We start from the raw sequence: 5,849 nt of genomic DNA, 5'->3' as shown, positions 1-5,849 counted from the left end.
TGAAAGGAAATTATAATGACAGAAAACGATATTCTTTTAACTGACCGTGAAAGTGCAAAATTGCTTCATATGAGTGTTTCAACATTCCGCCGTCATGTGACCAATGGCTCTCTCCCAAAACCTTTAAAATTTGGTTTTTTATCGCGCTGGTTACAATCGGATCTTATCAATGTAATCGAGCAAGCCAAACAGCAACGTTATAACGACGTCGCATAAAAAAAAACCTTGTCACGTAAGGACGGACAAGGCTTTCTCAAACTCATCACCCTAGAGTTAGCAAAATCCGTCCTATGGTGCAATATTCATAGGATAAAAAAACATGTTTTCTTTTACGAATGCTCAGGGCATCACAAATGCCTTGCGTGGGGTTTGGTATGGGCATTATGGAAGTGCCCGTTGTCCAGCCCATGATGATCAATTGCCTAGCTTATCCCTTGCCAATGGACATGATGGGCATCTCTTACTCACTTGTTATGCGGGCTGCTCTTTTAGAGAGATCATACAAGCGCTTAGAAGAATTGGCTTGCTGGAAAAACAAGCCTTTATTGATAAAGCTTGTGATCATACGCTTTCTTTTTCAAAACAGTTTTCTGCTGATCTCAAAGGAGTAAAACAGAAAGCAGAAAGAGCAAAAAAGATTTGGCAACAAAGCCAACCGATAAAAGATACGCTAGCAGAAACCTATTTACGCAAGCGGGGTATTACTTGTGAATTGCCTGCTGATTTACGTTTTCACGATAAATGCCCACACCCCTTAGCAATGACACTACCCGCGTTGGTTGCTCTTGTTAAGGGGGCTGGTTCCTTTGCCATTCATAGAACCTTTTTACAAGCCAATGGCTGTAAAACAGATCAGAAACCAGCAGATGATGCGGGTTGTAAAGCAGGTTTTACCCTAGCTGCGCGTGCTTATAGCCAAGGCTTTGAGGTCTTTATCAAGCCATGCAAGAGGCAATAAAAGAAGCGCAACATCTTTATAGACAGTATAACCTCTAAGCAGCACTACAATACCTCGTTATAGAAGATCAAGAGTTACCACATCTTGTAAGTTCACTAAGAGTTGCTTTTAATGCTCTTCAGAAGTACTTTTATTAGAGGTTTTATCTTCACCTTTATCTGAATTTATACTCTTGTAAATGCAATAGAAAATAAATATTATGACTAATATTAGTCCTACCGTTTCGAGCCAAAAAATTACACACCACATTATAGGTACTGCGCAATAAAATTTAACTATAAATTTACTATAGTTTTTAATATCGTTTTCAATATCTCCGTTCCAATGAGCAAGAGTGCGTATGAACGAAAAAACAGTATAGGTAAGCGCTGTCGCAAAAGACATGATTGCTATATTCTCGATGTTACGGTAGTCTCCACCACTAGCTTTAATGCTGTTCGTCAAATCCGTAAAAACCCATGTAGTAAGCCATGACAGAAGCAGTGGTAAAAATAGTGTAGCGCAGTATAAAACTGTTTCTTCCCATGTTTTCAGGTCCGATTTAAGGGCATGAATTGCAATTAATATCATTGCTATGAACACTATTATTGAACATAATAGAAATCCTAAGGCGTTTGCTCCCAGTACGAGTAGGACAATAAGACCTATCGCTATAGCGCCCATAACTAAATAGCCTAAACCTTCCAATATAATTCCAATAAATGGGATTAATAGTAGAATACACAAGATAATTAATACGATTGTCATGTTTATTACTTTTTAACTAGTTCTATTGGAAATATCGTCTAACAGATTCCCTTTGAAGTTATCAATATGTGTTATTTTTGTGTTAAGAAAGTGATGCAAATCGTATTTAATGATATCACTGTACTTAGGTGTATTGTGTCTAAATGAGCGTGATGTACAGTCTAAAATCCCCGCAAATCCGGGGTTTTTTATTATCTGGAGGGAGAAATTTATGACATTAGAAAACACAGAGAAGGTTTTACAACCGATCAAAAAGCCTCTGCCTCCTAATGCTGGAAAAGAGCGTGTTAAAGGGGTAGAATTATTCCCATTATTCAAGCCATACACCGTGGAATAAATGATGATGGTTTATTGCAACGGTTTCAAATGCTGGTTTTTCCCGATGAACTAAAAAAGCGTGACTGGGTTGATAGACCGCCCAATCAAAAGGCATGGGAAAGTTATCAAGAGGTCTTTCGTTCTCTTTATAATAAACCTTTAGGATCACCAAAACACCCCATGACCATACGTTTTTCTGCTGAAGCTCAAGAGATGTTTCGTGAATGGTGGGAAAATTTTCAAAGAACAGTCAAAGGAGGGCATTTCTCTGCCCCCTTACAAGCACATCTTTTGAAAATGCCAAAGACCATACCAACCCTTGCTTTGATTTTTGAACTTGTTGAGGGAGGTCGTTTTGAAATCAATAAAGCAGCCCTTCAAACAGCCTTGCGTTGGGAAAAATATTTGTTAAGTCATATAAAACGCCTTTATGGGGCGGGGGATACATTAACAGCAGAGCGTGCAAAATTGATTGTCGAGCGTTGTGATTGTTTACCCGATGTTTTTACTTTACGTGATATTCATCAAAGAAGTTGGACGGGTTTAAAAGATATGGAAGCTGTTAAGCAGGCTTTAGATGTTTTATGCCGTTGTAATTATATTCGTCGAATACCATTAGATAATAATGCCAAAGGTGGTCGACCTACCATACGTTATGAATGGCGTCCTTTAGTTAAAAAAACATAAAACCCTATAACTTTATATTTTAAAATGAACCTTCAAAGCACTCTCCATTTATTAGTTTTGAAGGTTTTGAAGGTTCTTCTTTATTATATTTTTTTAATCTAAAATAAAAGTTGTTATATTTCAATGTATTAAGATTTATGAACTTTTCAAAAAACAACCTATAGTGATATTACAAAGCTAAAAACACAACTATCAATATGTTTTGAAGGTGTTTTGAAGGTGTTTTGAAGGTGTTAGGAACCTTCAAAACCTATCTATTAAAGTCACTCATAAAACCTATCAAAATAATCATTCTAATGTTTTAAAGCACATAGTATATTTATCTTGATTAACACATCAAATGAATAGCAAATTTCACTATTGTACTGATTTAATCTCTCTCATAGGCTGTGGATAAATAGCCTTTTAAAACCCCTTTTGAAAAAATTACCCGCTTTTTACCATTCATTCAAAAGAGTCATAATTAGAAAATGTATAAGAACATTTATTTTTAATAATTAAATACATATTGTATCGATTATTTTTACTAAGTTAAATGAACAAATAATAGTAATGTATGGATAAAAATGTATAGAAAATTATCTTATCTTATTGAAATTATTGGTTTTATTGTAATTATAACAGCGATTATTTTCGTATGTGTCTTATTATTACTGCCTATTTAGAGGTTTAGTATTTTCTGTATTTTGTTATCGCTATCCATTCAAAATGGATTTAATAAGCTTCATTTTGATTCTTTTGAAAAGAATTAACCCTCTCATATCAAAATGGAGCTCTGTTATAATATGCTGCAATCTCTTAAGTCTGATCATGAACAAATCACTTTACGCTCTCTGTTGGAATATTATCGCGAACAAGCAACATCAAATGCTGAACAGGGAAAAATTTTTGAAGCTTTTGTTAGCAAATATCTTATGCATGACCCTCTCCATTATGGACGGTATGAAAAGGTTGAAAGCTATTTTGAATGGGCAAAAGAACGTAAAGATTGGAATAAAAATGATATCGGCATTGATCTAGTCGCTAAGCTTCGCAATCAAGAGGGATATGTGGCTATTCAATGTAAATTTTATAAAGCAGATCATCAGATCAGTAAAAAGGATATTGATAGCTTTATCGCAGCCTCTGGAAAAGACATCTTTAAATACCGCCTTCTCGTTGATAGCACGGAAAGTGAATTAACTGACAATGTGAATGCCATGATTAAAGGACAAGCGATACCCGTTTATCGCATTGACCTTCATTATATGGAAAACAGTCGTATAGACTGGCAAATATTTGCAACAAAACAAGAAGTTGTTTTGAAATCAACAAAAGAGCCTCGCCCCCATCAAGAGGAAGCCATCAAGAAAGTTTGTGAAGGTTTAAAAGAAGCAGACCGTGGCAAGCTGATTATGGCGTGTGGAACGGGTAAAACCTTTACCAGTCTTAAGATAGCCGAAACTCTCGCCGGAAAAGGCAAGCGTGTTTTGTTTTTAGTCCCTTCTCTTGCTTTAGTCTCACAAACAATCCGTGAATGGACAGCAGATGCACAAATTCCCTTGCGTTCCTTTGCCGTGTGTTCTGATACAAAAGTAGGCAAGCGTCGTAAAAACCAAGATGATATTGTTGGCATGGAAACATCAGATCTTGTTCTCCCTGCTACAACAGATGCGAAAGCCCTTGCCAAAGAAGCTTGTGAAAGCTTCGCAGAGGCAATGACGGTGATCTTTTCAACCTATCATTCCATTCAAGTGATTTCGGATGCGCAAAAAGACTATGGTTTACCCGAATTTGATCTGATCATTTGTGACGAAGCCCATAGAACCACTGGAACTTCATTGGGAAGTGAGGACAATGAATCTGAATTCATCAAGGTTCATGATAACAGCATCATTCGGGGTAAAAAACGTCTATACATGACAGCAACGCCTCGTATCTTTAGTGAGACTGCCAAAAGGCGTGCTGATGAGATTAATGCCGTTTTGGCGTCCATGGATGATGAGGTGCTTTTTGGCAAACAACTCCATCATTATAGCTTCGCAGAAGCTGTCGATAATGAACTTTTAACCCCTTACAAGATTGTGGTCTTAGGCATTGATGAAACCTATATCACACCAGCCATACAGGAGATTATTGCCAATGAAAACCGTGAAATTGATTTAGATGATGCGGCAAAAATTATTGGCTGTTATAGAGCTCTGACTAAAATAGATAAGGAAGCAGCTGTTGATGATGATGATACAGAGCCTATGCAGTCTGCTTTAGCTTTTTGCAAAGATATCAACACCTCTCAATATGTTACAAAGCTCTTCAATAAAATTATCAAATCTCATATCAATGATTTCCTTAAAACGGTTCCCTTTTTGAACTGTGAAGTAAGACATATTGACGGAAAGCAAAGTGTCAAAAAACGCAATGAAGAGTTGGATTGGCTAAGACAAGATGCGGGTCACAATGTTTGTCGGATTTTAAGCAATGTAAGGTGTCTTTCAGAAGGGATTGATGTCCCTGCTCTTGATGCCATCATGTTTTTACACCCGCGCAATAGCCAAGTGGATGTAATCCAAGCGGTGGGGCGTGTGATGCGTCGTGCCAAGGGAAAAAAGACGGGCTATATCATTTTACCCATTATCATTCCTTCACACCTAGAAGCCAAAAAAGCTTTACGAAACAATAAGAGGTACCGTGTTGTTTGGCAAGTTTTGCATGCTTTACATTCCCATGATGAGAGACTTGCTCGGACGATTAATCAGATGTCTTTAGGGCAAGATAGCAGTCATACGATTGAGATTATAGAGATTAAGCGTGACAATGAATTAAAAGAACTTACCACAACAGTTGATGAGGTCACGATACAATCAAAAACAGAAAGTTCTGGACATGTTATTGGAACAGCAGCAAGCAAATCTCAATCGGGGTATAACGAGCAAAGAGACTTATTCCGCCGTTCTGAATTTTTTGATTTTGTCAAAGCGATTTTTCTGGATAGTTTTAAAATCACGGATTATTGGGGTATATGGGCTGGCAATGTTGCTGAGATTGCACAAAACCATATTACGCATCTTCAAAATCTACTTGCTGATGAAACCAGTGAAGCCTTTCATGCTTTTGATGCCTTTCATAAGGAATTACAGAACAACGTAAATAGTGAAGTCAA

The 5,849-nt window shown here is 37.1% G+C and carries 5 protein-coding genes and 1 pseudogene; 5 read left to right on the top strand and 1 reads right to left on the bottom strand.

Annotated features, from left to right (window positions below; genetic code table 11):
• Nucleotides 1–15: 15 nt before the first annotated feature.
• Nucleotides 16–216 carry an AlpA family transcriptional regulator gene (locus PVV69_RS09110; protein ID WP_004856846.1) on the top strand — a complete coding sequence of 67 codons (201 nt, stop codon included), beginning with the start codon at nt 16–18 and terminating at the stop codon, nt 214–216.
• Between the two features lie 103 nt (nt 217–319).
• Nucleotides 320–958: a hypothetical protein gene (locus tag PVV69_RS09105; RefSeq protein ID WP_273757253.1), complete on the top strand. Its 639-nt coding sequence runs from the start codon at nt 320–322 to the stop codon at nt 956–958.
• A 108-nt stretch (nt 959–1,066) separates the two neighbouring features.
• Here PVV69_RS09105 and PVV69_RS09100 read toward each other — a convergent pair whose 3' ends face one another.
• Nucleotides 1,067–1,705, bottom strand: a complete 639-nt coding sequence (locus PVV69_RS09100; protein WP_273757254.1) for a hypothetical protein — start codon at nt 1,703–1,705, stop codon at nt 1,067–1,069.
• A gap of 211 nt (nt 1,706–1,916) precedes the next feature.
• Between PVV69_RS09100 and PVV69_RS09095 the strand changes: the two genes are divergently transcribed.
• The 3 genes and pseudogenes from PVV69_RS09095 to PVV69_RS09085 all read left to right on the top strand — a co-directional run.
• A complete protein-coding gene (locus PVV69_RS09095) occupies nt 1,917–2,042 on the top strand; it encodes a hypothetical protein (protein ID WP_273757252.1) in 126 nt (41 codons plus the stop codon).
• Nucleotides 2,003–2,710, top strand: a pseudogene (locus PVV69_RS09090) (DUF3987 domain-containing protein); the annotation flags it as partial. The gene PVV69_RS09095 and the pseudogene PVV69_RS09090, both read left to right, overlap by 40 nt.
• Nucleotides 2,711–3,495: 785 nt before the next feature.
• Nucleotides 3,496–5,849, top strand: a 2,354-nt coding sequence (locus PVV69_RS09085; RefSeq protein ID WP_273757251.1) for a DEAD/DEAH box helicase family protein, incomplete at its 3' end; no start/stop codon positions are given.

The sequence above is a fragment of the Bartonella sp. MM73XJBT genome, assembly GCF_028618465.1.
Lineage (GTDB): Bacteria > Pseudomonadota > Alphaproteobacteria > Rhizobiales > Rhizobiaceae > Bartonella.
The sequence above is the reverse complement of the archived record's forward strand: the minus strand, read 5'-3'. Positions and strand labels throughout refer to the sequence as shown.

Coding starts and splice junctions, on each gene's coding strand:
- PVV69_RS09110 (WP_004856846.1), top strand. CDS start 16: ATGACAGAAAACGATATTCTTTTAACTGACCGTGAAAGTGCAAAATTG.
- PVV69_RS09105 (WP_273757253.1), top strand. CDS start 320: ATGTTTTCTTTTACGAATGCTCAGGGCATCACAAATGCCTTGCGTGGG.
- PVV69_RS09100 (WP_273757254.1), bottom strand. CDS start 1,705: ATGACAATCGTATTAATTATCTTGTGTATTCTACTATTAATCCCATTT.
- PVV69_RS09095 (WP_273757252.1), top strand. CDS start 1,917: ATGACATTAGAAAACACAGAGAAGGTTTTACAACCGATCAAAAAGCCT.